Below are 25,882 nucleotides of genomic sequence, written 5' to 3' on the forward strand. Positions count from 1 at the left end.
TGCGAGTGCAGTCTGGAAAAAGCCTACCGTAGTGGTCTGATTGATAAATGACTAGCCCATTTTTGCCTGTGCTTTTGGCGCGAATGCTGTTTTGATGGCGCCTCAGCGCGTTTCGTCTTGCACTTTTGTGTGCCGGCGGGCGCGGTAAATCATTCTGTGCGACGAGTGGTCGGCTGTTGCAGCGGCCCCTCCTGGCAACGGTTCGGGCATCTATTGCCAAGATTTACGCCGGTAAAAACACACGGGCTGTTGTTGCATCAGGGTCTTTCTGGTATAAAGCAGCGCTCTTTTCTAGGGGCCCGGTTCCTTCACTGTAGGTGTAGCCGGTAAGACCCTTAAAGAAACGCGGCGCCTGGCGCCAAATGACTGAGAGATTAAGCGGCCAACCCATGCCGGGTTGGGCATGTGGTTTTAGAGGGCTGAGGCATGTCGAGAGTCTGTCAAGTTACCGGTAAGGGTCCGGTGACTGGGAATAACATTTCCCACGCAAATAACAAAACCCGTCGTCGTTTCCTGCCGAACCTGCAGCATCACCGCTTCTGGGTTGAAGAAGAGAAACGTTTTGTTCGCCTGCGTGTATCTGCCAAAGGCATGCGTATCATCGACAAGCGTGGCATCACTGTCGTGCTGGCCGAAATCCGCGCCGCTGGCAAGATTTAAGGAGCTTTATCATGCGTGAATTGATTCGAATGATCTCTAGCGCCGGTACTGGTCACTTCTACACTACCGACAAGAACAAGCGTACTACCCCGGACAAGCTCGAAAAGAAAATGTTCGACCCGCGCGTTCGCAAGCACGTGATCTACAAAGAAGGCAAAATCAAGTAATTGATTTTCTTCCTTGTGAAAAAAAGCCCGTCTCTCACGAGACGGGCTTTTTTTTGCCTGAAATGTGCTGATCAGGCTTTCTGCTCGAACACTACGTAGATCTTGCGGCACGGCTCCAGCACTTCCCAGGTGCCGCTGAACCCGGCAGGGATCACGAAACGGTCGCCGGCACGCAAGGTCTTGGCGTTGCCATCGGCATCACGCAGTACCGAAACCCCCTGCACAATCTCGCAATACTCATGCTCGCTGTAATTGACCTTCCACTGCCCGACTTCACCTTCCCACACGCCTGCGCTCATCTGACCGCACGGGCTGTTGTAGTGGTTATAAAGGGTCTGCTCGGGGTCGCCCTTGAGGATTTTTTCGGCGGCCGGGCGATAGCGTTCCGGGGTGGTGTTGGCTTGGCTGAAGTCGACGATATCCTGGATGCTCATGTGCGTGTCCCGTCTGGCCTGCGGTTGGAGAGCCCAAAGTCTATGTTTATTAAAATGAACATCGCAAGGGCGTTTACCGCCGTTATGTCAAATATATTGAAACACCCCCAGCCGCTGGTTTAGGGTGGCAGCTGCCTTGAGCCGAACAGCAGGCTGGCCGGGCAAGAATTCTTTGAGGCTGCCGGGGGACATCACCTGGCCCTTGTATTCAATAAGAGGAGGACACTCGCATGACCACCCTGACCCGTGCCGATTGGGAACAACGCGCCAAGGATCTGAAGATCGAAGGCCGCGCCTACATCAATGGTGAGTACACCGCTGCTGTTTCCGGTGACACGTTCGAATGCATCAGCCCGGTCGATGGCCGCTTGCTGACCACCGTTGCCAGCTGTGACGCCGCCGACGCCCAGCGTGCTGTCGAAAACGCCCGCGCGACGTTCAATTCCGGTGTCTGGTCGCGCCTGGCGCCGGCCAAGCGCAAAGCCGTCATGATCCGTTTCGCGGCGCTGCTCAACGCCAATGCCGAAGAGCTGGCGCTGCTCGAAACCCTGGACATGGGCAAGCCGATTTCCGACTCCCTGGGAATTGACGTGCCTGGCGCCGCCAACGCCCTTAGCTGGAGCGGCGAGGCGATCGACAAGATTTACGACGAAGTCGCCGCCACCCCGCACAACCAGTTGGGCCTGGTGACCCGCGAGCCGGTCGGCGTAGTGGGTGCCATCGTGCCGTGGAACTTCCCGCTGATGATGGCGTGCTGGAAACTCGGCCCTGCGCTGTCCACCGGTAACTCGGTGATCCTCAAGCCGTCCGAAAAATCCCCGCTGACGGCTATCCGCATCGCGGCCCTGGCGGTTGAAGCCGGCATTCCAAAAGGCGTGTTGAACGTGCTGCCGGGCTACGGTCACACCGTCGGCAACGCGCTGGCGCTGCACATGGACGTCGACACCCTGGTGTTTACCGGTTCCACAAAAATCGCCAAGCAACTGTTGATCCGCTCCGGCGAGTCGAACATGAAGCGCGTGTGGCTTGAAGCGGGCGGCAAGAGCCCGAACATCGTGTTTGCCGATGCGCCGGACCTGCAAGCCGCCGCCGAATCTGCCGCGGGTGCCATCGCCTTCAACCAGGGCGAAGTCTGCACCGCCGGCTCGCGCCTGCTGGTCGAGCGCTCCATCAAGGATAAATTCCTGCCGCTGGTGATCGAGGCTCTCAAGGGCTGGAAGCCAGGCAACCCGCTGGACCCGGCGACCAACGTCGGTGCCCTGGTGGACACCCAGCAGATGAACACCGTGCTGTCATACATCGAAGCAGGCCATGCCGACGGCGCCAAGCTGGTGGCGGGCGGCAAGCGCACCCTGCAAGAAACCGGTGGCACCTATGTGGAGCCGACGATTTTCGACGGCGTGACCAACGCCATGAAGATCGCCCAGGAAGAAATCTTCGGCCCAGTGCTGTCGGTGATCACTTTCGACAGCGCCGAAGAAGCGGTCGCCATTGCCAACGACACCGTTTATGGCCTGGCCGCAGCCGTGTGGACCGCCGATATCTCCAAGGCACACCTGACTGCCAAGGCTTTGCGCGCCGGTAGCGTGTGGGTCAACCAATACGATGGCGGCGACATGACCGCGCCGTTTGGTGGTTTCAAACAGTCGGGTAACGGTCGCGACAAGTCGCTGCATGCGTTCGACAAGTACACCGAGCTGAAATCGACCTGGATCAAGCTGTAAGCAACACCGCAGGTCAAATGTGGGAGCCGGCTTGTGTGGGAGCTGGCTTGCCTGCGATAGCATCACCAAGGTGTAACTGACACACCGAGGTGCCTGCATCGCGGGCAAGCCCGGCTCCCACACAAGCCCGCTCCCACACTGTTTTGTGTGATCTTGATAATTATCCACAGGAGCGTGGAAATGCGTTGGGCGACTTATTTCGCCGTGCTGGCCTCTGTCCTCAGCGTCGGCCTGGCCCTGGGCGTCAGCATGCCGCTGGTGTCCCTGCGTCTCGAAGGCTGGGGCTATGGCAGCTTCGCCATTGGCGTGATGGCCGCCATGCCGGCTTTTGGCGTACTGCTCGGCGCGAAGGTCTCCAGCCGGATGGCCTCGTGGCTGGGCACCGCCAACCTGATGCGCCTGTGCTTGTGGGCCGGTGCCATCTCCATAGGCTTATTGGCGATCCTGCCCAGCTACCCGGTGTGGCTGGTGCTGCGGCTGATGATCGGCGTGATCCTGACCATCGTGTTTATCCTGGGTGAAAGCTGGATCAACCAGTTGGTGGTTGAGCAATGGCGTGGCCGCCTGGTGGCGCTGTACGGCTGCAGCTATGCCTTGAGCCAATTGTCGGGCCCGCTGCTGCTGGGCGTACTCGGCACTGACCATGACTATGGCTTCTGGGTGGGCGTTGGCTTGTTGGTGGTTGCGCCGCTGTTGCTGCTGGGGCGTTCCGGCGCTCCCACCGCCGAGTCCTTCAGCGTGACCTTCAGTGACCTGTGGCGCTTCTGCCTGACTTTGCCGGCAATTGCCTGGGCGGTGGCCTTGTTCGCCGCGTTCGAGGCGATGATTCTGACGCTGCTGCCGGTGTATTGCCTGCAGCAGGGCTTCACTGCCGAGATTGCCTTGGCCATGGTCAGCACCGTGGTGGTCGGTGATGCGCTGTTGCAATTGCCCATTGGTGCTTTGGCCGACTACCTGCCGCGCCGCACCTTGTTCTTGAGCTGCGCGGTGTTGTTGCTGGCCTCAAGCCTGGCGATTCCATTGCTGCTGCATACGCAATTGATATGGCCGGTGTGGGTGATCTTTGGCGCCAGCGCCGGTGGGTTGTTCACCTTGTCGCTGATCCTGATCGGTGAGCGTTATCGCGACGACGCGCTGGTGCGCGCCAATGCCCACGTGGCGCAGCTGTGGGGCATTGGTTGCCTGATCGGCCCGCTGGTAGCCGGGGCGGGCAGCCAATGGATCAGCGGGCATGCGCTGCCGTTGCTGATGGCGGCCGGGGCGCTGGGGCTGGTGGTGTTGCTGCTGCGCCAAGGCGCATTCGGCGGCGCACAGCCTGCTTAAACCTTGAAATGCAATCAACTGTGGGAGCTGGCTTGCCTGCGATAGCGGTGTGCCAGCTTGCCCATAAGTACCTGACACTCCGCCATGGCGGGCAAGCCCGGCTCCCACAGTTGAGCTGCACCTTTCTTACAGCATGCGCTCCAGGCCAACACTGGTGGCGAACCACGCATTAAACCGGCGCCACCAACTGCCCGGCTCCCGTGTCAGGGTGTGCAATTGGCCGTTATCCTCGGTCACCCACACCACCTGGCCATTTTGCAGTTTCGCCTCATAGCTCAACGCCGGCGCCATGCCTTGCAGCGCCAGGTTGCGCACGTGTTCCGCCAGCTCGGGGCTGTCCACCAGCACCCCGACTTCGGTGTTCCACAGCACCGAGCGCGGGTCGAAGTTGAACGAGCCGATAAACGACTTTTGCCGATCAAAGATCATCGACTTGCTGTGCAGGCTGGAGTCCGAGCCGCGAAAGGTGCCGCGGCGAAACAGGTGCGGTCCGCTGCCTGAACTTGGATCGCCCGGTTGGCGGCGCAGCTCGTAGAGTTTCACGCCGTGTTCCAGCAACGCCTTGCGATAGGGTGCATAGCCGCCGTGCACGGCGGGTACGTCGGTGGCTTCGAGGGAATTGGTCAGCAGGCTGACTGATACACCCGCATCGGCGCGCCCGGTCAGGTACACCAGCCCGGGTTGCCCCGGTACGAAATACGCCGAAATCATCATCAGCTCATGGCTGACGCCCTCCAGCTCCGGTGCCAGTTGCGTGGTCAACAGCAAGCGTGGATCGGGGTCGGCCTTGGCCAGCACTTTGCTCGGCGCATCCCACAGCGCCTGGTTCCAGGCCCAGATCAGCTCGCGGCGCCAGATGTCCATGCGCGGTTGTGTCTGGTAAGTGCGCAAGCGGTTGTAGAGGGCGTGATTCTGCTGACGCGACTCGGCCAGCGAATCTTGCAGGCGTGCGCGTGCGGCGTTCAGGTCGCCCCTGGATGGGGTGCTTGAGACGAAATCGTCGATGGGCTTGCTCAGCGCGCTGTTCCAGTACTGATCAAAGCTATGCCCGAGCTGCTCGGCCACCGGGCCGACGCTGAGCATGTCGATATCGGTGAAGTTGAGGTTGGGCTCGGCATCGAAATACTCATCGCCCAGGTTGCGCCCGCCGACAATGGCCACGCTGTTATCCGCCAGCCACAGCTTGTTGTGCATGCGCCGGTGTTGCAGCGACAGGTTGAACAGCCGGCCCATCGCCCGTGTCACGCCGGTGCTGCGGCCCAGGTGCAGCGGGTTGAACAGGCGAATCTGGATCTGCGGGTGGGCGGCGAGGGTGGCAATAACCTGATCGAGGCCGTCGCTGGTGGTGTCGTCCAGCAGGATGCGGATGCGCACGCCACGGTCGGCGGCTTTGAGCAGTTCATCCACGAGCATGCGCGTGCTGATGCCGTCGTGCACGATGTAGTACTGCAGGTCGAGGCTGCTCTGGGCATTGCGGATCAGCTCGGCACGGGCCATGAAGGCTTCGCTGCTATTGGGCAGCAATCGAAAGCCCGAACGACCCTGGTACGGCGCCGCCTGGGCCTGGATCGAGCGGCCGAATGAGGATTGCGCCGCAGGCAGGGCGTCGCTGGAGATGCGCGGTGCATCGACCGTGGCGCAGCCGGCCAGGGCCAGGGCGCTCAGCAGCAAAAACGGTAAAAGCCGTCGAATCATCAAGGGCACTGCTTCCAGGTCGGGGCGGTTGTGGGATATGACGGCAGATTGCGGGGAAAGGTCAGTCGGTCACCTCGGCGAGCATCTTCATCGCGGCGGCGCCGACCTTGCGCACTGCCTCTTCGATCTGCGGCGTTGGCTTGGCAGCGTAGTTCATGCGCAGGCAATTACGGTATTTGCCGGAGGCGGAAAAGATGCTGCCCACTGCCACCTGTACGCCTTGTTCCACCAGCACGCGGTTGAGTTTCAAGGTATCAAAGCCTTCCGGCAGCTCCACCCACAGCATGAAGCTGCCTTGGGGCCGGCTGGCACGGGTGCCTGCGGGGAAATAACGGCTGACCCAATCGAGCATCAAGTCGCGATTACGCTGGTATTGGGTGCGCATGCGCCGCAAATGCGGTTCGAAGTGGCCGTTTTTGAGAAACTCGGCGATGGCGATCTGCGGTTGCGTCGCCGTGGAACCGGTGCTGATGTATTTCATGTGCAGCACCCGCTCCAGATAACGCCCCGGCGCCACCCAGCCGATGCGCAGGCCGGGTGCCAGGGTTTTCGAGAACGAGCTGCACAGCAGCACGCGGCCATCTTCGTCGAAGGATTTGATCGTGCGTGGGCGCGGGTAGCTGTAGGCCAATTCGCCATACACATCGTCTTCAATAATCGCCACGTCAAAACGCTGGGCCAGGGTCAGCAGCGCGCGTTTGCGTGCCTCGGGCATGATGTAGCCCAGCGGGTTATTGCAGTTGGGCGTCAGCTGGATGACCTTGATCGGCCACTGTTCCAACGCCAGCTCCAGTGCTTCGAGGCTGATACCGGTGATGGGGTCGGTGGGGATTTCCAGCGCCTTCATGCCCAGGCCTTTGAGGGTCTGCATGGCGCCGTGAAAGCTTGGCGAGTCGACTGCGACAATATCCCCAGGCTCGCAAATCGCGTGAATGCTGGCAGACAGCGCCTCATGGCAGCCGGTGGTGATCACGATATCTTCGGCAGTCAGCTGGCAGCCGGAATCCAGAGACAGTCGGGCGATCTGCTCACGCAACTCCATACAGCCAAGGATATTGTCGTAATACAGCCCCGGCAGGTCCTGGCGTCGGCTCACGCGGGCCAGGCTGCGCAGCAGGGGCTTCATGGTCGGCGACAATACGTCCGGCATGCCACGGCCCATCTGTATGACGTCTTTGCGCGGCACGGCGCGAATCAGTTCCAGCACCTGGTCCCACTGCGAAATTTCCACCGGGCGCTGTGCCGGGCGGCCGATTTCCGGCAGCGCCGGCAACTCGCGTCCGACCGGCACAAAGTAGCCAGACTTGGGCTTTGGCATCGCCAGGCCGTTGTCTTCCAGCAAGCGATAGGCTTGTTGCACGGTGCTCAGGCTCACCCCGTGTTCCACACTCAAGGCCCGCACGGACGGCAAGCGATCGCCGGGGCGATAGAAGCCCTGTTCGATGCGCGTGCCCAGTAATTCGGCGAGGTTGACGTAGAGGGTCATGGTGATCGCTCCGATGGGACCAGTACAGATAGGCGCAAAATACAGGATTCAGCCCTTCATGGGCAGTATCTGTATGGATTTAATAAAGGTGAGTTGAATCTGTAATGGTTTTGCCTGCACGCCCATCCTAGTCACTCATGGCAACAGGCAAATGAGGGGCAACACGATGAACGGCATGAGCGATGTGCGGCTGATGTTACACAGTCAGCAATTGCAGGCAGGGCAGGAGCGGGCGAAGGCGCCGCGCGATATCAGCCGCTGGAGTCTGTTCTGGCACCGCCGCCGCACGCGCAAAGCCTTGCTGCACCTGACCGGTGAGCAACTGCGTGACGTCGGGTTGACCGCCGAACAGGCGCGCCAGGAGGGCATGAAGCCGTTCTGGCGCGACTGATCAGAGCAGCTCTTTGAAGCGGTGCCAGAGCATCCCCAGCGCCAACAGCGGCGAGCGCAGATGTTGGCCGCCGGGGAAGGTGATGTGCGGCACTTGGGCGAACAAATCAAAACGCCCCTGCTGTTGGCCGCTGATGGCTTCGGCCAGCAGCTTGCCTGCCAGGTGGGTGGCGTTGAGGCCGTGGCCGGCGTATGCCTGGGCGTAATACACATTGGGATGTTCGGCCAGCCGGCCGATCTGCGGCAGGCGGTTGGCGCCGATGCCGATCATGCCGCCCCATTGGTAGTCGATCTTCACGTCCGCCAGTTGCGGGAACACCTTGAGCATTTTGGGGCGCATATAGGCGCCGATGTCCTGCGGGTCGCGGCCGGAATAGTGGCAGGCTCCGCCGAACAGCAGGCGGCGGTCGGCGGACAGGCGGAAGTAATCCACGGTCACGCGTTGATCGCACACCGCCATGTTCTGCGGCAGCAGGCTGGCGGCCTGGGCTTCACTCAAGGATTCGGTGGCGATGATGTAGCTGCCGGCGGGCAGCACCTTGCCGCTTAAATGCGGGTTCAGGCCGTTGAGATAAGCGTTGCAGGCCAGCACCAGGGTGTTGGCGCGCACGTTGCCTTTGGCGGTGTGCACCTTGACCTCGGGGCCGTAGTCGATGCGCGTCACTTCGGACTGCTCAAACAACTTCACGCCCAGCTGCTGCGCGGCGGCAGCTTCGCCGAGGGCCAGGTTCAGCGGGTGCAAATGGCCGGAACCCATGTCGATCATGCCGCCCACATAGCGCTCGGAGCCGATCACGCTGCTCATCTCGTTGGCTTGCAGCAGACGCACTTCATGGCGATAACCGAGGTTGCGCAGTTCTTCGGCGTCTTCGGCCAGGCCGATCAAATCGCGGGGTTTGTTGGCGAGGTCGCAGTAACCCCAGGTCAGGTCGCAGGGGATCTGATAGCGCTCGACCCGCTCGCGCACGATCTCGACGGCTTCCAGGCCCATCAGCTTCATCTGGCGCACGCCGTCGCTGCCGATCACGTTGCTGAACTGGTCCAGGCCGTGGCCGACGCCGCGAATCAACTGCCCGCCGTTGCGGCCGCTGGCACCCCAGCCGAGCTTGCGCGCTTCCAGCAGCACCACGCTAAAGCCGCGTTCGGCCAGCTCAAGCGCTGTGTTTATGCCGGAATAGCCGCCGCCAATCACGCACACATCGGCGCGCACTTCGCCCATCAACGCCGGGTAGTCTGGCTGTGAAACGCTGCTGGCGGCGTAGTAGGAAGCGGTGTGCCGGGCGCTGGCGGTCATGGGGAGCATCCCTGTTTGGAAAATTTGACGCAGGATACAGCGGTCGGACGAAGCTGTCTGCGCAGCACGTTTTGCGTCAGAATCCACGCCTATTCGCCGTTCGGTAAGTGTTTCGATGAGTTGCAACAGCCAGAAAATCAGCGCGCTGCGCAGGCAGATCCCTTCGTTCGAGTGTGTCCCCGGCTGCCACGACTGCTGTGGGCCGGTGACCACCTCGCCCGAGGAAATGTCGCGCCTGCCCCGCAAGACTGCCGCCGAGCAGGAGGCGGCCATGGACGAGCTGAACTGCGTGCACCTGGGGCCGAACGGCTGCACCGTGTATGACGAGCGGCCGCTGATTTGCCGGTTGTTTGGCACTACCAAGACGTTGCCGTGCCCGAATGGGCGGCGGCCGGTGGAGTTGATTCATCCTCGGGTGGAAAAACAGATTCATGAATACATGGCGAGCACCCGGCAAGTACTGGTCTAGCATAAGTACTCGCTCAAAATGTGGGAGCTGGCTTGCCTGCGATAGCGGTGGTTCAGTCAGAATGATGTTTCCTGGCACACCGCTATCGCAGGCAAGCCAGCTTCCACATTGACCACATCGTGTCAGTTAATCCGGGATCGGCAGGTTAAGGCTCTCTTTCACCTCTTCCATCACGATATAGCTCTTGGATTCGCGCACATGCGGCAGTTTGAGCAAGATATCGCCGAGCAATTTGCGGTACGAGGCCATCTCGGAAATCCGCGCCTTCACCAGGTAGTCGAAGTCGCCTGACACCAAGTGGCACTCCAGCACATGGGGCAGCTTCAGCACGGCGCGGCGGAATTCCTCAAAGGTGTCGCCCGACTTGTAATCCAGGCTGATCTCGACAAATACCAGCAAACTCCCCTTCAAATGCTGCGGGTTGAGCCGCGCGTTGTAGCCCATGATGATCCCTTCGCGCTCCAGGCGGCGGACCCGCTCGGTGCACGGCGTGGTCGACAGCCCGACCTTTTCCCCCAGCTCCGTGAACGAAATACGCCCATCGGTTTGCAGGATGCGCAGGATATTGCGGTCGATCTTGTCCAGCTCCCGCTTGGTCTGGGTGTTGGTACGCATAGGGGATACGCCTCTGTGAAAAGGGTTTTTGCCGAGAATTGTCGCCAAATATAGGCATTTATATAGTGAAATGCACTGGTCATTGTTTTTTACACTGCGCCCATCATTGCTCGAATAACACACGTCAGCGGCTAAGCCCGTGATGAGGATATAAAAATGCGCGTTCTGGTCTTGGGTAGCGGCGTCATTGGGGTGACCAGTGCCTACTATTTGGCGCGGGCCGGCTTTGAAGTGGTTGTGGTCGACCGTCAGCCCGCCGCTGCCATGGAAACCAGTTTCGCCAACGCAGGCCAGGTGTCACCGGGTTATGCCTCGCCATGGGCCGCGCCAGGCGTGCCGCTCAAGGCCATCAAGTGGTTGCTGCAACGCCACGCGCCACTGGCGATCAAGGCCACCGCCGATATCGATCAGTACCTGTGGATGGCGCAGATGCTGCGCAACTGCACCCAGAGCCGTTACGCGGTGAACAAAGAGCGCATGGTGCGCCTGTCCGAGTACAGCCGTGATTGCCTCGACGAATTGCGTGCAGAAACCGGTATTGCCTACGAAGGCCGCAGCCTCGGCACTACCCAGTTGTTTCGCACCCAGGCTCAGTTGGATGGCGCGGCCAAAGACATCGCCGTATTGAAAGAATCCGGCGTGCCGTTCGAGCTGCTCGACCGCGCCGGCATTGCCCGCGTTGAGCCAGCCCTGGCCAGCGTCACCGATATCCTCGCCGGCGCCTTGCGCCTGCCCAACGACCAGACCGGCGACTGCCAGATGTTCACCACGCGTCTGGTGGACATGTGCAAGCAGTTGGGCGTGGAATTCCGTTTCGAGCAGGACATCCAGCGCCTCGACTACGCCGGTGATCGCGTCAATGGCGTGTGGATCGATGGCAAGCTGGAAACCGCCGACCGCTACGTACTGGCCCTGGGCAGTTACTCGCCCAAGCTGCTCAAGCCGCTGGGGATCAAGGCGCCGGTGTATCCGCTCAAGGGCTACTCGCTGACCGTGCCGATCACCAACCCGGCGATGGCGCCGACTTCGACCATTCTGGATGAAACCTACAAGGTCGCGATCACCCGCTTCGACAACCGCATTCGCGTCGGCGGCATGGCTGAAATAGCCGGTTTTGACCTGTCGCTGAACCCTCGTCGACGTGAAACCCTGGAGATGATCGTCAACGACCTTTATCCTCAGGGCGGCGATTTGACCGAGGCCACTTTCTGGACCGGCCTGCGCCCGACCACACCCGACGGCACGCCGATTGTCGGCGCCACCCCGTTCAAGAACCTGTTCCTGAACACCGGCCACGGCACCCTTGGCTGGACCATGGCGTGCGGCTCTGGCCGCTTGCTGGCTGACCTGATGGCGAAAAAAACGCCGCAGATCAGCGCCGAAGGTCTCGATATTTCCCGTTACGGCAGCAACCACCAGGAGTCCGCAAAACATGTCAATCCAGCGCCAGCTCACCAATGAGCGCATGAGCCAGGTCGTTGTTCACAGCGGTACCGTGTATCTGGCAGGGCAAGTCGGCGACGACATGAATGCCGGGATTGAACAGCAGACCCGCGAAACTCTGGCCAATATCGAGCGCTTGCTGGACCTGGCCGGCACCGACAAAACCAAGTTGCTGTCGGTGACGATCTACCTCAAAGACATCGACGCCGATTTCGCCGGCATGAACGCAGTGTGGGACAAGTGGCTGCCTAAAGGCGTGGCTCCGGCCCGTGCGACGGTTGAGGCCAAGCTGTGCGAACCGGAAATTCTGGTAGAGCTGTCCGTGGTGGCGGCGCTGCCTTAAACGTAGCTTTTTCCCCCGGTGCCGTGGCTGATAGTCGGCGCCGGTTTTTCTTCACTTTACCGCCTAGAAGCCTGCCGCCATGCGTCCTGCCCGTGCCCTGATCGACCTCCAAGCCCTGCGCCATAACTACCAACTGGCCCGTGAAGTCACGGGGGCCAAGGCCCTCGCGGTGGTCAAAGCGGATGCCTATGGCCATGGTGCCGTACGTGTGGCCCAGGCGCTGGAAGCCGAGGCGGATGGCTTTGCGGTGGCGTGCATCGAGGAGGCATTGGAGCTGCGGGCTGCGGGGATTCGTGCGCCGGTATTGCTGCTGGAAGGTTTTTTCGAAGCTGACGAATTACCGCTGATCATCGAGCATGATTTTTGGTGCGTGGTGCATTCGTTGTGGCAGTTGGAAGCCATCGAGCAAGCCCGGCTGAGCAAACCGCTGACCATTTGGCTCAAGCTCGACTCGGGCATGCACCGCGTGGGCCTGCACCCCAAGGATTACCACGAGGCGTACCAGCGCCTGCTGGCCAGCGGCAAAGTGGCCAAGATCGTACTCATGAGCCACTTCGCCCGCGCCGATGAGCTCGATTGCGTGCGCAGTGATGAGCAAGTGGCGGTGTTTGAAGCGGCACGCCAAGGGTTGTCGGCCGAAGTGAGCCTGCGCAATTCGCCGTCGGTGATGGGCTGGCCGACTATGTCCAGCGACTGGGTGCGCCCTGGCATCATGCTCTACGGTGCCACGCCGTTTGGTGAGGACCAGGCCATTGCCGCACGTTTGCAGCCGGTGATGACCCTGGAATCGAAAGTCATCTGCGTGCGTGAACTGCCGGCCGGTGAGCCGATCGGTTACGGCGCCAAGTTCATCACGCCAAAACCGATGCGCGTCGGCGTGGTTGCCATGGGCTATGCCGACGGCTACCCGCGCCATGCACCGACCGGCACGCCAGTGCTGGTGGCAGGCCAGCGCAGCCAGTTGCTGGGCCGTGTGTCCATGGACATGCTCTGCGTTGACCTCACCGACGTGCCCCAGGCCGGGCTCGGTTCCAGCGTGGAGCTGTGGGGCAAAAATATCCTTGCCAGTGACGTCGCGGCGGCTGCCGAGACTATCCCCTACCAGATTTTCTGTAACCTGCGCCGCGTGCCAAGGCTCTATTGCGGGGCTTAAGCCGCGCCTACGAGCAGAGCCTGCCGGGATTTAGGCCCAAGTGTTGTAAATACTGAACGCTGTCGCCATGATAACGCTCAACTACAACAAAGCCTGAATCCTAGGAGGCTCCTGCATTGGACGTCGGCGAACGACTGCAATCCATCCGTAAACTCAAAGGTCTTTCCCAGCGTGAGCTCGCCAAGCGCGCGGGTGTCACCAACAGCACCATTTCGATGATCGAAAAAAACAGTGTCAGCCCCTCGATCAGCTCCTTGCGCAAGGTGCTGGGCGGCATCCCCATGTCCATGGTCGAGTTCTTTTCCGAGGAGATCCTCCAGGAAAAACCGACGCAGATCGTCTATAAAGCCAATGAGCTGATCGACATCTCGGACGGTGCCGTCACCATGAAACTCGTGGGGCGCGCGCACCCCAGCCGGGCGATTGCGTTTCTTAACGAGATCTACCCGCCGGGCGCCGACACGGGCGAAGAAATGCTCACCCACGAAGGCGAAGAAACCGGGATTCTGGTGGAAGGTCGTTTGGAGTTGGTGGTCGGTCTTGAAACTTTTGTGCTCGAAGCCGGCGATAGCTACTACTTTGAAAGCACCAAGCCGCATCGTTTTCGCAACCCGTTCGATGTGCCGGCGCGACTAATCAGCGCAGCCACACCTGCGAACTTTTGACAGAAGAGGCGTGCTGCCAGCGTTGCAGACATACCCGTCGCTGTAACCGTGGGGCCGAATCTCCCTTTATTTAATAGGGTTGTTTCGGCCTGACGGGCTAACCGTTATACTTTCGCCGCCTGCGAAACCGTGGCCGCAGGCGTGAATAGCCACCATTGAGGGTGAACGCGTGAACCTAATTATGAAAATGCTGGCTGCACCAGCAACCGTACTGGCCCTATGGGCTGTCAGCGCTCAAGCTGCGACCAATGATGAAATTGCCAAGCGCCTGGAGCCTGTCGGCCAGGTGTGTGTCCAGGGCCAGGAATGTAAAGGGATGGAAGTTGCCGTGGCTGCGGGCGGCGGCGGTGGCGCGAAGACACCGGATGACGTGATTGCCAAGCACTGCAATGCATGCCACGGCACCGGTTTGCTGGGTGCACCAAAAATCGGTGACACCGCAGCCTGGAAAGACCGCGCCGATCATCAAGGCGGCCTCGATGGCCTGTTGGCCAAGGCCATCACCGGCCTGAATGCCATGCCGCCTAAAGGTACCTGCGCCGATTGCTCGGATGCCGAACTCAAGGGTGCAATCGAGAAGATGTCGGGTTTGAAATAAACCGATCTTCGCCAAAAAGCCGCTGACCAGCGGCTTTTTTGTGCCTGCGATTTGTACTTCTGCGCTGTTCATTGCAGCAAAGACCCGGCAAGCTCGGTCCAACCCCTAATCACGGAATGTTCAGGAGGGTCGGATGGTGCAGTTGTGTTCAATCGAGCAAGCAGTTGACGACGTACTGGCGCGCTTGCCGGCGCATATCCACATGGGCATGCCGCTCGGTTTGGGCAAGCCCAACCTGTTCGTCAACGCGCTGTACCGGCGTATCGCCAAGCTGCCGGAGCGCGAGCTGACGATTTACACCGCGCTGGCCCTAGGCCGCCCGACCCTGGGTGACGGGTTGCAGAAGCGCTTTCTCGAACCCTTTATCGAGCGGGTATTTGGTGATTATCCCGAGCTGGACTTTCTAGCGGATTTGCACAAGGACAGCCTGCCAAGGAACATCCGCGTGCAGCAGTTCTTCATGCAGCCCGGCAGCCTGCTGCACAGTACGTCGGCGCAGCAGGACTACGTCAGCAGCAACTACAGCCACGCCGCCCGCGATATCAACGCCGCCGGCTTGAACCTGGTGGCGCAATTGGTCGCCAGCAGCGCCGAGCACCCCGACCGGCTGAGCCTGAGCTGCAACCCCGATATCACCCTCGACCTGCTGCCGATGATTGCCAAGCGCCGCGAAGCAGGCGACACCATCCTTGTCGTCGGCCAGGTTCACAGCGATTTGCCCTATATGCCCGGCGATGCCGAACTGGGTATGGACGCCTTCGATTACCTGATCGACGAGAAGGACAGCACCACGCTGTTCTCCACACCGAATATGCCGGTCGGCTTTCAAGACCACTTTATCGGCTTGCATGCCAGCACCCTGGTGCGCGATGGCGGCACGTTGCAGATTGGCATTGGCTCGATGGGCGATGCGCTGACCGCCGCCTTGCTGGCGCGCCAGGCCGATAACGAAGCCTATCGCTTATTGCTGACTGACTTGGATGTGTATCAGTGGGCGCCGTTAATCAGCCGCGAAGGCGGTGTCGAGCCCTTTGCCCGCGGCCTTTATGGGTGCAGTGAAATGTTCGTCAACGGCCTGCTGGTGCTGGCCGATGCCGGGATTATTCGGCGCAAAGTCTACCCGGATGTGACGACCCAGCAGCAGGCCAACGCCGGCACCCTGGATGACGCCGCGCAGCCCGACGGTGTTTCCATTCACGGCGGTTTCTTCCTCGGGCCGCGCAGCTTTTACCAGCGTTTGCAGGAAATGACTCACGCCAAACGCCTCGAATTCAACATGACCGGCATCAGCTACATCAACGAGCTGTACGGGCAGGAGGAACTCAAGCGTCTGCAACGCCTGGATGCGCGCTTTATCAACAGCGCGATCATGGTGACGTTGCTCGGCGCAGGCGTGGCCGACCAGCTTGAAGACGGCCGCGTACTCAGCGGCGTAGGCGGGCAGTACAACTTTGTTGCGCAAGGCCATGCGCTGGAAGGTGCGCGTTCGATCCTGATTCTGCGCAGCTGGCGCGAGTCGGCGGGGGAGGTCAGTTCCAATATCGTCTGGGAGTACGGGCACTGCACCATCCCACGGCACCTGCGGGATATCGTCATCACCGAATACGGCATTGCCGATTTGCGTGGTCAGACGGATGCCAAGGTGATCGAGGCGCTGCTTCAGGTCACCGACTCACGCTTCCAGACCGACCTGATCGAACAGGCGCAAAAGGCCGGCAAACTGCCCAAGGACTTCGAACTGGACCCACGCTTTTCCGACAATACGCCGGAGCGGCTCAAGGGCATTCAGGCGCGGCATCGCCGGTTGTTCCCGGAATATCCGTTGGGCACTGATTTTACCGATGAGGAACGGGACCTGTTGCGCGCCCTTAACTGGCTCAAGAGCAAATTCAAGCTGACGGAGATTCTGGAATTGGGCCGGGCGGCACTGGATGCGCCGGAGCCGGAGGCGTTTCCCGAGCATTTGAAGCGCATGCGGCTGGATCAGCCGGAGGGGTTGAAAGAGGATCTGTACCAGCGCTTATTGCTCGCCGGCCTGCAGGCCACCGCGCACTGACAGGCACCAAAAATCAAATGGGGGAGCTGGCAAGCCAGCTCCCCCATTTTTAATCGAGTTCAGGCAGTGATTACTCGATGAAGGTGACGACGCCACCGGCCAACGACTTCACCCGAGCCAGCGACTCAACCCGATAACCCTGCGCATCCAACTCCGCACGGCCACCCTGGAACGACTTCTCGATCACAATCCCCAAGCCTGCAACGGTCGCGCCGGCTTGCTTGATGATCGAAATCAGCGCCTGGGACGCCTTGCCGTTGGCCAAAAAGTCATCGATCACCAGCACGCGGTCGCTGCTGGTCAGGTGCCGTGGGGAAATCGCCACGGTGCTTTCGACCTTCTTGGTGAAGGAATACACGGTCGCCGACAGCAGGTTTTCGGTCAGCGTGAGGGACTGTTGCTTGCGGGCGAAGATCACCGGTACACCCAGGTTCAGACCGGTCATGATCGCCGGGGCGATGCCCGACGCTTCGATGGTGACGATCTTGGTGATGCCCGAGTCCTTGAACCGCTCAGCGAATTCGTCGCCGATCAACTTCATCAGCGCCGGGTCGATCTGGTGGTTCAAAAAGGCGTCAACCTTGAGGACCTGATCGGAAAGCACGATGCCTTCTTCGCGAATTTTCTTGTGCAGTGCTTCCACGGAAAGCTTCCTCTAATGGCGCGGTGTGCGCCGAAAGTAGATTAAAAAGTAGTCGATTCTAGCGCTTTAACATCGCGCGTATGTCCGCCAGGGCGGTGTTGCCGCGAACGGCCTTCACCTCAGTCGGGGTGTCGTCATTGCCTTCCCAGGCCAGATCGTCCGGCGGCAGTTCATCCAGGAACCGGCTGGGCGCACAATCGATGATCTCGCCGTATTGCTTGCGCTTGGCGGCGAAGGTGAAGGCCAATGTCTGACGTGCGCGGGTAATGCCCACGTAGGCCAGGCGCCGTTCCTCCTCGATGGTGTCGGCTTCAATGCTGGAACGGTGCGGGAGGATTTCCTCTTCCATGCCCATGATGAACACGTAAGGGAATTCCAAGCCTTTGGACGCGTGCAGGGTCATCATCTGCACGCCTTCGGCGCCGTCTTCTTCTTCCTGTTGGCGCTCAAGCATGTCGCGCAACACCAGCTTGCCGATGGCGTCCTCGACGGTCATCTCGCCTTCTTCGTCCTTCTCCAGCGTGTTTTTCAACGCTTCGATCAGGAACCAGACGTTGCCCATGCGGTAATCCGCAGCCTTGTCGCTGGAACTGTTGGTGCGCAACCAGTTTTCATAGTCGATGTCCATGACCATGCTGCGCAGGGCGCTGATCGGGTCTTCGCCGGCGCATTGCTCGCGCACCTTGTCCATGAAGCGCTTGAAGCGCGACAGGCGATCGGTAAAGCGCGTGTCCAGGTGCTCGCCCAGACCGATTTCGTCGGTGGCGGCGTACATTGAAATCTTGCGTTCGGTGGCGTAGTTACCGAGCTTTTCCAGGGTGGTCGAACCGATTTCCCGACGCGGCACGTTGATTACGCGCAGGAAGGCGTTGTCGTCATCCGGGTTCACGATCAGCCGGAAGTAGGCCATCAGGTCTTTTACTTCCTGGCGTCCGAAAAAGCTGTTGCCGCCTGAAAGGCGATACGGCACCTGGTGGTGCTGCAACTTCAGCTCGATCAGTTTGGCCTGGTAGTTGCCGCGATACAGGATCGCAAAATCGCTGTAGGGCCGGTCGGTACGCAGGTGCAGGCTGAGGATTTCCACGGCCACGCGCTCGGCTTCGGCGTCTTCGTTGCGGCAGCGGATCACGCGGATCTCGTCGCCGTGACCCATCTCACTCCACAGTTGTTTTTCAAACTCGTGGGGGTTGTTGGAAATAAGCACGTTGGCGCAACGCAGGATACGGCTGGTGGAGCGGTAGTTCTGCTCCAGCATCACCACTTTCAGGGACGGGTAGTCGTCCTTGAGCAACATCAGGTTTTCCGGGCGCGCGCCACGCCAGGCGTAGATCGACTGGTCGTCGTCGCCTACCACGGTGAACTGGTTGCGCGTGCCGATCAGCATCTTCACCAGCAGGTATTGGCTGGCGTTGGTGTCCTGGTATTCGTCCACCAGCAGGTAGCGCACCTTGTTCTGCCATTTTTCGAGGATGTCGGCGTGTTCCTCGAACAGCTTTACCGGCAACAGGATCAGGTCGTCGAAGTCCACCGCGTTGAACGCCTTGAGCGTGCGCTGGTAGTGGGTGTAGACGATGGCGGCGGTCTGTTCCTTGGGGTTGCGCGCGTTTTCCAGGGCCTGGGGCGGCAGGATCAGGTCGTTTTTCCAGGCGCCGATCATGTTCTTGATCTCATCCACGCCGTCGTCGCCTGCGTACTCCTTTTGCATGATGTCAGTCATCAGCGACTTCACATCGGTCTCGTCGAAGATCGAGAAACCCGGCTTGTAGCCCAGCCGCGCATGCTCCTTGCGGATAATGTTCAAGCCCAGGTTGTGGAAGGTACACACCGTGAGGCCACGGCCTTCGCCGCCCTTGAGCAGCGTGCCGACACGCTCCTTCATTTCGCGCGCGGCCTTGTTGGTAAAGGTCATGGCGACGATGTACTGGGCACGGATGCCGCAGTTCTGGATCAGGTGCGCGATCTTGCGGGTGATCACGCTGGTCTTGCCGGAGCCAGCACCGGCGAGCACCAATAGAGGGCCGCCGACGTAGTTCACGGCTTCTTGCTGCCGGGGATTGAGTCGGGACATACAGAAAATTCAGGAGTCGTTGTTCAAAAGGGCGGGCATTTTAACAGGCTGGCAAGATTCTGCTGCTTTAGAACGACGGTGTGACGTACCACTCGATCTAAATTTGCCGGTTTTGATACTTTGCCGCAGGATGTGGGCACTTGTACGACGAATGCTTGCAGCTGTCGTATTTGATAACCCCTATCATTGGTGATTATCAGGCCGCGCGTCATAATGCCCGCCGCCAAAAATTTTGCAGAGTCTAGGGAGCTAGCTTGTCTACGCCTGTCGAACCCTTGCGTTTGCTGCTACTGGCCGATGAGCCAGCGTGGGCAGCGTTGTTGCGCGAGTGCCTGGCGCCGATGGGCGATGGGGCTGTGCTGGTCAGCGCGCCCAACTGGGACTCGGTGAGCCGTCTGTTCGATGACGACCACAGTGCCGTGTTATTGACCACACCCAGCCTGCAACCCGGCCCAGGCCGTTGCAGCCTGCCGTGCATATTGCTGCTGGAGCAGGAACCGCTGGTTTCACCGCTGGGCGTGAGCGATTGGCTGGTCCTTGGTGCATTGGGCACCGATACCTTGCGCCGCTGCCTGCGCCACGTGCGTGAGCGCGGCGTGCTGGAAAACACCCTGCAGCGCCTGGCCGAACAGGACCCGCTCACCGGTATCGCCAACCGCCAGGGTTTCCAGACCTTGCTGGCAGCGCGTCTGGCCGAAAACGAAGGCCGTGGCCTTGCCCTCGGCCATCTGGACCTCGATAACTTCCGTCACGCCAACGACGCCTTGGGCCATCAGGCCGGCGATCGCTTGATCCTGCAAGTGGTCTCGCGGCTCAAGAGCCAGCTCGAAGCCGGCGACCAACTGGCGCGCCTGGGCAGCGACGAATTCGCCCTGTTGATCGACACCCGCCGTGCGCCCCAGCGCGCCGAGTGGATGGCCGAGCGCATTACCGAAGCCATGGCCGAGCCGTATTGGGTGGATGGCGAAAGCCTGCTGATCGGCTGCAGCCTGGGCGTGGCACACGCCCGTGCCCGCGCCGGGGCCGACCCGCTGATGTGGCACGCGCACATCGCCATGCAGCAGGCCAAAAGTACTCAGGGCTGCACCTTTCATATCTTCAATGAACGCATCAACCGCAACGCCCGCAGCCTGGCCGACCTGGAGAGTGAACTGCGCCGTGCGTTGCGTCGCGACGAACTGGAGCTGCATTACCAGCCGCGCCTGGACCTGGACGACGGGCATATCGTCGGCCTGGAAGCTTTGGTGCGCTGGCGCCACGGCGAGCGTGGCCTGTTGCCGCCCAGCGAGTTCGTGCCCTTGGCCGAACAGAGTGGCCTGATTGTGCCGCTGGGTTACTGGGTGATCTCCCGCGCCCTGCGCGACATGCAAGACCTGCGCGAACGCGGCCTGCCGCCGTTGCACATGGCGGTCAACCTGTCGTTTCGCCAGTTCCAGGACAGCCAGCTGCTTTCCACGTTGAGCCGGCTGATTGCCGAACGTGGCGTGGAGGCGCAGTGGCTGGAGTTCGAGCTGACCGAAACCGCCGTGATGCGCCGCAGTGACCTGGTCAAGCAGACCATGGACGCCCTTGGCCGCCTGGGTGTGCGGTTTTCCCTGGACGATTTCGGCACCGGTTTTTCCTCGTTCGTGCACCTCAACAGCCTGCCGATTGCCTTGCTGAAGATCGACAAGAGCTTTGTCGGCGGCATGGAAGAGCGCGAAGAAAACCGCAAGCTGGTGCACGCCATGATCAACCTGGCCCACAACCTCAACCTGGAAGTGGTCGCCGAGGGTGTGGAAACCCCTGAGCAGCTGGCGTTGTTGCGGCTGTTTGGGTGTGATCAGGCTCAGGGTTACCTGATCAGCAAGCCGTTGCCGTTGCCGGAGCTGGTGGAGTATTTGACGTTCGGCAAGAGCCAGCAGGCGTTGCTGGGTTAAATCTTGTAAACCCCATTAAAAATGTGGGAGCTGGCTTGCCTGCGATAGCGGCAGGCCAGCCCGCCAATTTGGCACCTGACACACCGCCATCGCCATCAAGCCAGCTCCCACATTGACCGAGCACATGCTTCAGTCTGGCTGCATGGCTTGAAATTGCGTGTGCACTTCAGGCTCCTGCCGAATCATCCGCTTCATCTTCGCCTCAAACGCCCACGTCAGGCTGACGGCCGCACACGCCAGCCCAAGCGCCAACCCCCACCACACGCCCGTTGGCCCCCAACCCAGCGTGAACGCCATCAACCACGCCGACGGCGCGCCGATCAGCCAGTAACACCCGAGCCCGACCAGGAAGGTGGTCTTGGCGTCCTTCAGCCCGCGAATACAGCCCATGGCAATGGTCTGCACGCCGTCGAACAATTCAAACCAGGCTGCCACGGCCAACAGGCTGACCGCCAGCACGATGACGTCGTGGAAAACCGGGTCGTTATGGTCCAGAAACAGCCCGATAAGCGCATCGGAAAACAGCCACAGCACCACGGCAAACCCCAACATCACCAATGCACCAAAACCGATCCCGACCCGCCCGGCCATGCGAGCCTGCAGTAATTTACCGGCGCCATAATGCTGGCCGATGCGCATGGTGATCGCGTAGGACATCCCCGCCGGCACCATGAACGCCACCGAAACGATTTGCAGGGCAATCTGATGCGCTGCCAATTGCGTACTGCCCATGGTGCCCATGCACAGCGCCGCGAAGGCGAACAAGCCGACCTCCACCGCGTAGGTGCCGCCAATCGGCAGGCCCAGGCGCCACAGCTCACGCAGATACTGCGTGTTAAGGCGCAACAGGCCCGTGCCGAGCGGGTAGGCCGCATAAGCGCGGTTGCTGCGGATGTACCACATCAACGCCAGGGCCATGCAGTTGGCGACGATCGCTGTGACCAGGCCGATGCCCATCAAGCCGAGCTTCGGCAGACCGAACATGCCCTCGATCAGCGCATGGTTGAGCAGGTAGTTAATGACGGTGCCGCCCAGGCTGATCACCATCACCGGTGTCGCCTTGCCGATGGCGCTGGTAAAGCCGCGCAACGCCATGAAGCTCAGGTAGCCGGGCAGGGCGAACGGCAGGATGGTCAAGAATTGCCCCGCCGCCTGCACGTTGGTTTCGGTCTGGCCAAACATCAGCAGCACCGGCTTGAGGTTCCACAGCAGCAAACCGGCCACCAACGCCATCAGCCAGGCGAGCCAGAGCCCGGCCTGGGTCAGGCGCGTGGCGCCTTCGATGTCACCGGCACCCTGGCGGATGGCGACCAGCGTGCCGACGGCGGCAATCACGCCGATACAGAAAATCGCCACAAACGAATAACTCGCCGCGCCCAGGCCGCCACCGGCCAGGGCTTCGGGGCTCAGGCGGGCCATCATCAGGGTGTCGGTCAGCACCATCAGCATGTGCGCCAACTGTGAGGCAATCAACGGCCCTGACAACCGCAGAATGGCCCAGAGTTCAGTACGCACCGGATGTTGCATGATCATCACGCTCAAAAAGTCAGAGGTTGGGGAAAGGGTTGATTCTCGGCGCTCCTGGCGCATTACACAAAAGGATAAAAGCGATCACTCGCATGATTAAAACTCATGCTAGGGTGGGGTATTGCTCTGAGGAGGTTCTTTCATGCCACGTCGTCTGCCTCCGCTGTATGCCTTGCGCGCCTTTGAAGCCGCGTCCCGGCACAACTCATTCACCCGTGCGGCGGATGAGCTTTCCATTACGCAAAGTGCGGTCAGCCGGCATATCCGCACGCTCGAAGAACACTTCTCCTGCCGCTTGTTCCAGCGCAGTGGCCGCAACCTGCAGCTCACCGAAGCGGCGCGTCTGCTGTTGCCCGGCGTGCGCGAAGGCTTCGCGGCGCTGGAGCGCGCCTGCCACACCCTGAACGCTGAAGACGACATCCTGCGCATGAAGGCGCCGCCGACCCTGACCATGCGCTGGTTGCTGGCGCGGCTCAGCCGTTTCCGCGCCTTGCAACCGGGCAATGAGGTGCAACTGACCAGCGCATGGATGAGCGTGGATGAAGTGGACTTCAACCAGGAACCCTTCGACTGCGCTGTATTGCTGAGCTACGGGCACTTCCCGGCGGATTGGGAGGCCTGTTACCTGTTCCCCGAATTACTGATCCCTGTGGGCGCGCCTAACCTGCTCAATGACGGCCCCTGGGATATCCCGCGCCTGGCAAGCGCTGAGCTCCTGCACCCCACGCCCGACCGCCGTGACTGGCGCAATTGGCTGGAGCGCATGGGGTTGTCGTCCCAGGTGTCGCTCAAGGGCGGGCAGGTGTTCGATACCCTGGAGTTGGGCATGATCGCCGCCGCGCGGGGTTACGGCGTGTCCATGGGCGATTTGCTGATGGTGGCCGAAGAAGTGGCCCAGGGCCGTTTGAGCCTGCCGTGGCCGACGGCGGTGGCCAGTGGGGAAAATTACTACCTGGTGTGGCCGAAAACCCGCCCCGGTGGTGAGCGCTTGCGGCGATTGGCGGAGTTTCTTCAAGGCGAAGTCAACGCCATGGAATTGCCCCAGGTTGAACGTCTTGCCTAGCCCTTCGATGCAATCGTTTGCGCGATACCCCTGTGTATCGCTCAAGTATTGCCCGCGCTTGCCGAATAAGGTGTGTTGGAACCCCCATTTTCCAGCGTTTCCCACACGATAATTTGCCGAGCTGCGCTAAGAGATCAGGATGATCCTGGCCTCGGCCAGGAGCTGTCATGTCTCAACCTCGCGCTCGGATCGCCTCTCAGTTAGGCCTCGCCTTGGCCGTCATTTTGGCGGTCGTCATCAGCGGCAGTACGGTATTTGCCCTGCGTTCCCTCGACTCGGCCAACCTCGACACCCGCGAGGAACACCTGGCCAGCGAGGCACGCTTGCTGGCCGACCAACTCAACACCTTCCACAGCACCTTGCGCGAGAGCACTCAGCGATTGAGCGGGCTGTTTGAAAAGCGCTTTGGCGCCGGCTTGAGTGTACGCGCGGACCAGCAAGTCGCCGTGGCCGGTGTGCAGACCCCAAGCCTGCTGCTGGGCGATGAGGTGTTGAACAACAATTTCGCAGAGGTGGACGAGTTCAAGCAGATGTCCGGCGGGGTGGCCACGGTGTTTGTGCGCAGTGGCGAAGACTTCATCCGCATCAGCACCTCACTGACCAAACAAGACGGCAATCGCGCTATCGGGACTGTGCTGGATCACCAGCATCCGGCCTACCAGCGCCTTTTGGCCGGGCAGAATTACATTGGGCGGGCGGTGTTGTTTGATCGTGCCTACATGACCCAGTACAGCCCCGTGCGCGATGCCGCCGGCAAGGTGATCGCCGTGTTGTTTATCGGCTTTGATTACACCGACGAGCAAAAGGCCCAGTTCGACAACCTCAAACGCTTTCGTATCGGCCACACCGGCTCGCTCGCCTTGTTGGACGAGCAGAAGCACTGGCTGGTGCCGCCGGCGGGTGTGCAGGCGCTGGATCAGGCGGTCCCGGTGATTCTTGATCTGGCCAAGAGCCCAGGCAAAGGCCGCTTCTGGAGCGACAAGAACGAAGACTTCTACAGCGTTGCGGTGCCGTTCGACGGCGGGCCGTGGTCGGTGGTGGCGAGTATGCCGAAGTCCGAAATACGTGCAGTCACGTGGGCAGTCGGTATTCGCCTGGTGATCGGCAGCGTGCTGGCGATGTTGCTGGCAGTGGGCGCGGCGGTGTGGTTGCTGCGCAGCAAATTGCAGCCTTTGAGCGACTTGGTGCGCCAGGCCGAAGCCTTGGGCGCCGGCGATTTGAGCGCACGCTTGAATGTGTCCAGCCATGACGAAATCGGCCAGTTGGCGAGCAGCTTCAACCAGATGGGTGAGGCGCTGTCGACCATGGTCTCGCACATCCGTAAAGCGGCCGAAGAGGTCAACAGCCGGGCTCAGGCGTTGTCCGGCCTGTCGGGTGGGGCCTATGAGGGCATGGAGCAGCAGTCCGGCGAAATCACCAGCATGGCCGGCGCAGTGGAAGAGTTCAGCGCCACCTCGCTGAACATCGCCGACAACATGGGCAATACCGAGCGACTGGCCCAGGAAAACGCCCAGCAGACACGTATTGGCCGCACCTCGATGCAAGAGGCGTCGTCGTCGCTGGAGCATATCGCCACCGCCCTCAACAGCACGGCCACGGTGATCAACACCTTGGGCCAGCGCTCCCAGGAAATTGGCGGGATCGTCGGCGTGATCACCTCGATTGCCGAGCAAACCAACCTGCTGGCGCTCAACGCCGCCATCGAGGCGGCGCGGGCCGGTGAACAAGGCCGGGGCTTTGCGGTGGTTGCCGACGAAGTGCGCAACCTGGCCTCGCGCACGCGCCAGGCCACCGACGAAATCTCGGTGATGATCCAAAGCATCCAGCAGGAAACCGGCAACGCCATCAGCACCATGGAACACGGCAACGTGTTGATGCAGGAAGGCCTGTCGCGCAACGCCGACGTCGCTTCGGCCCTGGCGCGCATCGACGAGCAAAGCCGTTCGGCAGGCCAGCAATTTGCTGCCATTACCACCGCGACCCAGGAGCAGAGCAGCACGGCCAACGTGCTGAGCAGCAACTTGCAAAGCATCGCATTGGCTAACAGCGAACAGCGCGAAGTGGTGTCGAACCTGGCCATTACCGCCAAGGAACTGGAAACCCTGGCGGCAGGCTTGCGGCAGGAGGTCGACCGTTTTCGTTAAGGC

The 25,882-nt window shown here is 60.9% G+C and carries 23 protein-coding genes; 15 read left to right on the forward strand and 8 right to left on the reverse strand.

Annotated features, from left to right (window positions below; translation table 11 throughout):
• Nucleotides 1–426 precede the first annotated feature (426 nt).
• Both rpmB and rpmG read left to right on the forward strand, forming a co-directional pair.
• Nucleotides 427–660: a 50S ribosomal protein L28 gene (rpmB, locus tag AOA59_RS16190; RefSeq protein WP_003176907.1), complete on the forward strand. Its 234-nt coding sequence runs from the start codon at nt 427–429 to the stop codon at nt 658–660.
• An 11-nt stretch (nt 661–671) separates the two neighbouring features.
• Nucleotides 672–827, forward strand: coding sequence for a 50S ribosomal protein L33 (gene rpmG, locus AOA59_RS16195; protein WP_003176906.1), 156 nt, complete (start codon nt 672–674; stop codon nt 825–827).
• Nucleotides 828–898: 71 nt separating this feature from the next.
• Here rpmG and AOA59_RS16200 read toward each other — a convergent pair whose 3' ends face one another.
• Nucleotides 899–1,261 carry a cupin domain-containing protein gene (locus AOA59_RS16200; RefSeq protein ID WP_069787131.1) on the reverse strand — a complete coding sequence of 121 codons (363 nt, stop codon included), beginning with the start codon at nt 1,259–1,261 and terminating at the stop codon, nt 899–901.
• 230 nt (nt 1,262–1,491) lie between these two features.
• Between AOA59_RS16200 and AOA59_RS16205 the strand changes: the two genes are divergently transcribed.
• Nucleotides 1,492–2,985 carry an aldehyde dehydrogenase gene (locus AOA59_RS16205; protein WP_065931898.1) on the forward strand — a complete coding sequence of 498 codons (1,494 nt, stop codon included), beginning with the start codon at nt 1,492–1,494 and terminating at the stop codon, nt 2,983–2,985.
• A 180-nt stretch (nt 2,986–3,165) separates the two neighbouring features.
• Nucleotides 3,166–4,308 carry an MFS transporter gene (locus AOA59_RS16210; RefSeq protein WP_099488288.1) on the forward strand — a complete coding sequence of 381 codons (1,143 nt, stop codon included), beginning with the start codon at nt 3,166–3,168 and terminating at the stop codon, nt 4,306–4,308.
• Between the two features lie 126 nt (nt 4,309–4,434).
• Here the strand turns inward: AOA59_RS16210 and AOA59_RS16215 are convergent, their stop codons facing one another.
• On the reverse strand, nt 4,435–6,003 hold the full coding sequence (locus AOA59_RS16215) for a phospholipase D family protein (RefSeq protein WP_099488290.1): 1,569 nt from the start codon (nt 6,001–6,003) through the stop codon (nt 4,435–4,437).
• 61 nt (nt 6,004–6,064) lie between these two features.
• A complete protein-coding gene (locus AOA59_RS16220; RefSeq protein ID WP_068933817.1) occupies nt 6,065–7,489 on the reverse strand; it encodes a PLP-dependent aminotransferase family protein in 1,425 nt (474 codons plus the stop codon).
• Between the two features lie 166 nt (nt 7,490–7,655).
• On the opposite strand from AOA59_RS16220, the gene AOA59_RS16225 reads away from it, so the two are divergent.
• The gene (locus AOA59_RS16225; RefSeq protein ID WP_099488292.1) at nt 7,656–7,880 is read left to right on the forward strand and encodes a DUF1127 domain-containing protein; all 225 of its coding nucleotides are present in this window, start codon (nt 7,656–7,658) and stop codon (nt 7,878–7,880) included.
• Here the strand turns inward: AOA59_RS16225 and AOA59_RS16230 are convergent, their stop codons facing one another.
• A complete protein-coding gene (locus AOA59_RS16230) occupies nt 7,881–9,173 on the reverse strand; it encodes an FAD-binding oxidoreductase (RefSeq protein WP_099488293.1) in 1,293 nt (430 codons plus the stop codon).
• A gap of 115 nt (nt 9,174–9,288) precedes the next feature.
• Between AOA59_RS16230 and AOA59_RS16235 the strand changes: the two genes are divergently transcribed.
• On the forward strand, nt 9,289–9,642 hold the full coding sequence (locus tag AOA59_RS16235; protein WP_017135860.1) for a YkgJ family cysteine cluster protein: 354 nt from the start codon (nt 9,289–9,291) through the stop codon (nt 9,640–9,642).
• A gap of 126 nt (nt 9,643–9,768) precedes the next feature.
• Here the strand turns inward: AOA59_RS16235 and AOA59_RS16240 are convergent, their stop codons facing one another.
• Nucleotides 9,769–10,257 carry an Lrp/AsnC ligand binding domain-containing protein gene (locus tag AOA59_RS16240; RefSeq protein WP_003176896.1) on the reverse strand — a complete coding sequence of 163 codons (489 nt, stop codon included), beginning with the start codon at nt 10,255–10,257 and terminating at the stop codon, nt 9,769–9,771.
• A gap of 156 nt (nt 10,258–10,413) precedes the next feature.
• Here AOA59_RS16240 and dadA point away from each other — a divergent pair, with 156 nt between their 5' ends.
• The 6 genes from dadA (at nt 10,414) to AOA59_RS16270 (ending at nt 16,515) form a co-directional block, all read left to right on the forward strand.
• Complete coding sequence (gene dadA, locus AOA59_RS16245; RefSeq protein ID WP_017135861.1) at nt 10,414–11,718, forward strand: D-amino acid dehydrogenase; 1,305 nt, start codon at nt 10,414–10,416, stop codon at nt 11,716–11,718.
• A complete protein-coding gene (locus AOA59_RS16250) occupies nt 11,690–12,043 on the forward strand; it encodes a RidA family protein (RefSeq protein ID WP_056860823.1) in 354 nt (117 codons plus the stop codon). The genes dadA and AOA59_RS16250 overlap by 29 nt, the downstream gene beginning before the upstream one ends.
• 79 nt (nt 12,044–12,122) lie before the next feature.
• The gene (gene alr / locus AOA59_RS16255) at nt 12,123–13,196 is read left to right on the forward strand and encodes an alanine racemase (protein ID WP_099488295.1); all 1,074 of its coding nucleotides are present in this window, start codon (nt 12,123–12,125) and stop codon (nt 13,194–13,196) included.
• 116 nt (nt 13,197–13,312) lie between these two features.
• The gene (locus tag AOA59_RS16260) at nt 13,313–13,861 is read left to right on the forward strand and encodes a cupin domain-containing protein (RefSeq protein ID WP_017135864.1); all 549 of its coding nucleotides are present in this window, start codon (nt 13,313–13,315) and stop codon (nt 13,859–13,861) included.
• Between the two features lie 181 nt (nt 13,862–14,042).
• Entirely contained in the window at nt 14,043–14,459 is a 417-nt protein-coding gene (locus tag AOA59_RS16265) for a cytochrome c5 family protein (protein ID WP_099488297.1), read from the forward strand.
• Between the two features lie 133 nt (nt 14,460–14,592).
• Nucleotides 14,593–16,515, forward strand: coding sequence for an acetyl-CoA hydrolase/transferase C-terminal domain-containing protein (locus tag AOA59_RS16270; RefSeq protein WP_065931890.1), 1,923 nt, complete (start codon nt 14,593–14,595; stop codon nt 16,513–16,515).
• 70 nt (nt 16,516–16,585) lie between these two features.
• Here the strand turns inward: AOA59_RS16270 and AOA59_RS16275 are convergent, their stop codons facing one another.
• Nucleotides 16,586–17,158, reverse strand: a complete 573-nt coding sequence (locus tag AOA59_RS16275; protein ID WP_094948722.1) for a xanthine phosphoribosyltransferase — start codon at nt 17,156–17,158, stop codon at nt 16,586–16,588.
• Nucleotides 17,159–17,216: 58 nt separating this feature from the next.
• Nucleotides 17,217–19,226 (reverse strand): DNA helicase Rep, encoded by a 2,010-nt coding sequence (rep, locus tag AOA59_RS16280; protein WP_056860818.1) that lies wholly within the window; start codon nt 19,224–19,226, stop codon nt 17,217–17,219.
• A gap of 254 nt (nt 19,227–19,480) precedes the next feature.
• Between rep and AOA59_RS16285 the strand changes: the two genes are divergently transcribed.
• A complete protein-coding gene (locus tag AOA59_RS16285; protein WP_065931889.1) occupies nt 19,481–21,145 on the forward strand; it encodes a bifunctional diguanylate cyclase/phosphodiesterase in 1,665 nt (554 codons plus the stop codon).
• Between the two features lie 129 nt (nt 21,146–21,274).
• On the opposite strand, the gene AOA59_RS16290 is transcribed toward AOA59_RS16285, so the two are convergent.
• Nucleotides 21,275–22,678 carry a NorM family multidrug efflux MATE transporter gene (locus tag AOA59_RS16290; RefSeq protein WP_099488299.1) on the reverse strand — a complete coding sequence of 468 codons (1,404 nt, stop codon included), beginning with the start codon at nt 22,676–22,678 and terminating at the stop codon, nt 21,275–21,277.
• Between the two features lie 136 nt (nt 22,679–22,814).
• Between AOA59_RS16290 and AOA59_RS16295 the strand changes: the two genes are divergently transcribed.
• Both AOA59_RS16295 and AOA59_RS16300 read left to right on the forward strand, forming a co-directional pair.
• Nucleotides 22,815–23,735 (forward strand): LysR substrate-binding domain-containing protein, encoded by a 921-nt coding sequence (locus tag AOA59_RS16295; protein ID WP_099488301.1) that lies wholly within the window; start codon nt 22,815–22,817, stop codon nt 23,733–23,735.
• A gap of 167 nt (nt 23,736–23,902) precedes the next feature.
• Nucleotides 23,903–25,879: a methyl-accepting chemotaxis protein gene (locus AOA59_RS16300; RefSeq protein ID WP_099488303.1), complete on the forward strand. Its 1,977-nt coding sequence runs from the start codon at nt 23,903–23,905 to the stop codon at nt 25,877–25,879.
• Nucleotides 25,880–25,882 lie beyond the last annotated feature (3 nt).

The sequence above is a fragment of the Pseudomonas sp. 2822-15 genome (assembly GCF_002742515.1).
Classification (GTDB): Bacteria; Pseudomonadota; Gammaproteobacteria; order Pseudomonadales; family Pseudomonadaceae; genus Aquipseudomonas; species Aquipseudomonas salomonii.